We start from the raw sequence: 2,665 nt of genomic DNA, 5'->3' as shown, positions 1-2,665 counted from the left end.
GGCGACGACGTCGTCACGGAACTCGCGGGGGTAGGGCTTGGGCACGATGACATCCTTCCAGGCGAGGCCGAAGCCTCACAGGTGAGGTGTCAACCAGACCCTGGGCAGACCCGATTTTCGAGCCGGGCTTGCCGCGGTCGACCGGGCTGGGACCGGTCATAGATCCCCTTTTTTCGCCCGTACGCAGGCACCGTCCACGATCGCGCGGCTCCAGTCGAGCAGGCCCTGGTTGCCGAGCTCGTCCAAGAGCGCGTGGTGCAAGCTTCGCCACAATCCGGCTTTGGTCCACTGGCTGAAGCGGCGGTGCGCGGTCTGGAACGGCACCCCGAACGACGGCGGCAGATCCCGCCACGCACACCCGCTGGTCAGCACGTACACAATCGCGGTGAACACCGCACGAGCGTCCACCGGGGCAGTGCCACCGCCCTGCGGACGCGGCTCGAACACCGGGATCAACGGCTCCGCCAACGCCCACAACTCGTCCGGAACCAACCGCAACGACAACCGATCAACCACAGCCAAGATCATCGCTCACCAGCGACCGATCACCACGCAAGACACGCTCTAAGCCGAGCGACTACGGTGCAGCTTGCGCTGGCGGTGTTGTTGGCGGGGTTCGGGTCGGGTGACGTGCTGTTGACGGTGGCGGTGACGGTTTGTGTTCCGAGGGCGAGGAGCTCGGCCTGGAAGGTCACGGTGTGGGTGCTGTTGGTGCCTGTGGGGAGGCTCCCGAGGTTGCAGGTGATGGTGCGGGTGCTGGTGTCGACGGTGCAGGCAGCGGGGTCATCGGGTGTGACGTTGCCGAGTCCGCTGGGGTAGGTCATGTGCAGGCTGGTGTTGTCGGCTGTGCCGGGTCCGTTGTTGCCAGTGGTGGCGGTGAACTTCAGGTCGGGCAGGAGGAACTGGCCGGCCGTGGCGCTGAGGCCGACTGTGAGGTCCGCCGCTGCGGTCCAGTGCGCGTACAGGGTCAGGTTGCTGGTGACGGGCGTGGCGAAGTCGTACGGCGTGCCGCCCGTGGCGTCGGTGTACCAGCCGGCGAAGGTGTAGCCGGACCGAGTGGGATCGCTCGGCTGGGCAACGGCTGTGCCGCAGGTGACGGTTTCCGGGGGCGTGGCACTGCCGTGCTGGGCGTCGAAGCTCACCGTGACCGGCGCGACATAGGTGAGCGTGACGTAGCCGTTGCCGGTGTTCGTCGCCGCAGCGGAGGCCGGTGTTACGACACTGTAGGAACCCCCGCCACCGCCAGGGCCGGAGGCGATGTCTTCATGGCCGCCAGTACCGCCGCCGCCGTCGCTGTAGCCGCCACCGCCACCGCCACCGCTGTCGTTGCCGCCACCACCACCGCCGAAGCCGCCACCGCCATTGCCGCCGTTGCCGCCGTTGACGACAGCCTTGCCGCCACCGCCGACGTAGCCGTCGTCGTCGGCGGCGCTGTCGCCACCGTTGCCGAGAAACCCGCCGCCACCGCCGCCGCCATTGTTGCCGCCGCCTTTGCCGCCAGCGCCATCGTTACCGCCAACGCCGCCGAGGATGCCGCCGCCGGAGGAGCCTGACGTTGTGGTCGAGGCGTTCCCGCCTTCGTCTCCGTAAAGGTCTGCGGCGCCGCCGGCGCCGGCGGCGGCAAGCAGGCCAGCGGACGTTGGTGCGGTGTAGACGAACGATCCGCCGCCACCGCCGGCCTCGGAGTCGGGGGGGTGTCCCTATGTGGTTGTCAAGCCGCGGCTGGGGCTGGTTCGGGGTGGCGGTAGTGGGTGCCGTTGCGGAGCATGGCGTAGAGGACGTCGCAGCGGCGGCGGGCGAGGCAGATGAGGGCGGCGTTGTGCTTCTTGCCCTCGGCCCGCTTCCTGTCGTAGTAGGCGCGGCTGACCGGGTCGGACAGCGAGGCGAACGCTGCGAGGAAGAACGCGCGTTTGAGTTGGCGGTTGCCGGTCCGGGCGGGGTGTTCGCCCTTGATGCTGGTGCCGGAGCTGCGGGTGACCGGGGCGATGCCGGCGTAGGCGGCCAGGTGCCCGGAGGTCTTGAAGTTCGCGGCGTCGCCGATTTCGAGCAGGATGCGGGCGGCGGTCCTGACGCCGATGCCGGGCATCGAGGTCAGGACCCCGGCAAGAGGGTGCGCATCGAGTATCCCCTCGACCTGCTCAGCGACCTGTTTGCGTTGCTGGAGAACGGTTTTCAGGCTGTCCGCCAGCCGCGGCAGGACGGTGTCGGCGGCGGCGGTGCCCGGGACGGTGACGGTCTGCTCGCCCAGGGCGGTCATGATCGCCTCGACCAGCTGCTCGCCGATGCGGGGTGCGTGGACCTTGGCGATCGTGGTGAGTTTGCGGCGGCCGGCCTTGGCGATGCCGGTCGGACCGCCGCAACGCGAGAGGATTTCCAGCACCGCGGGATGGGTGATCTTCGGCCCGATGGCGCGTTCGAGGGCGGGGTGGATGCCGGTGAGCAGCCCGCGGATGCGATTGCTGATCCGGGTGGCCTCACCGGCGAGGTCGTCGTCGAACCCGACCAGCACGTCCAGCTCGGCCAGCGCCTCGTCGCCGACGTCGACCGGGCGCAGGGTGTGGGGCAGGGAACGGGCGGCGTCGGCGATGATGAACGCGTCGCGGGCATCGGTTTTGGCGCGGCCGGGGTAGAGGTCGGCGATGCGGCGCATCGCCAGGCCGGGCAG

3 protein-coding genes and 1 pseudogene are annotated in these 2,665 nt (G+C 69.6%); 1 reads left to right on the top strand and 3 read right to left on the bottom strand.

From position 1 onward, the window contains the following. Positions 1–112 precede the first annotated feature (112 nt). Positions 113–516: pseudogene (locus G3I65_RS14675) on the bottom strand (transposase); the annotation flags it as partial. A 29-nt stretch (positions 517–545) separates the two neighbouring features. Further along, complete coding sequence (locus tag G3I65_RS58775) at positions 546–1,142, bottom strand: InlB B-repeat-containing protein (protein ID WP_160696601.1); 597 nt, start codon at positions 1,140–1,142, stop codon at positions 546–548. Positions 1,143–1,265: 123 nt separating this feature from the next. Here G3I65_RS58775 and G3I65_RS14665 point away from each other — a divergent pair, with 123 nt between their 5' ends. Further along, positions 1,266–1,553 carry a hypothetical protein gene (locus G3I65_RS14665; protein ID WP_163046690.1) on the top strand — a complete coding sequence of 96 codons (288 nt, stop codon included), beginning with the start codon at positions 1,266–1,268 and terminating at the stop codon, positions 1,551–1,553. Between the two features lie 158 nt (positions 1,554–1,711). On the opposite strand, the gene G3I65_RS14660 is transcribed toward G3I65_RS14665, so the two are convergent. Then, a partial coding sequence (locus G3I65_RS14660) for an IS110 family transposase (protein ID WP_160696600.1) occupies positions 1,712–2,665 on the bottom strand: 954 nt, incomplete at its 5' end.

The organism is Amycolatopsis sp. SID8362 (genome assembly GCF_010550475.1).
Taxonomy (GTDB): Bacteria; Actinomycetota; Actinomycetes; order Mycobacteriales; family Pseudonocardiaceae; genus Amycolatopsis; species Amycolatopsis eburnea.
Note: the sequence above shows the minus strand (reverse complement) of the source record. Positions and strands in the feature narration are given on the sequence as shown.

What these genes read in the sequence shown, in the direction of transcription:
- G3I65_RS14665 (WP_163046690.1), top strand. Translation starts at nt 1,266, where the DNA reads ATGGCCGCCAGTACCGCCGCCGCCGTCGCTGTAGCCGCCACCGCCACC.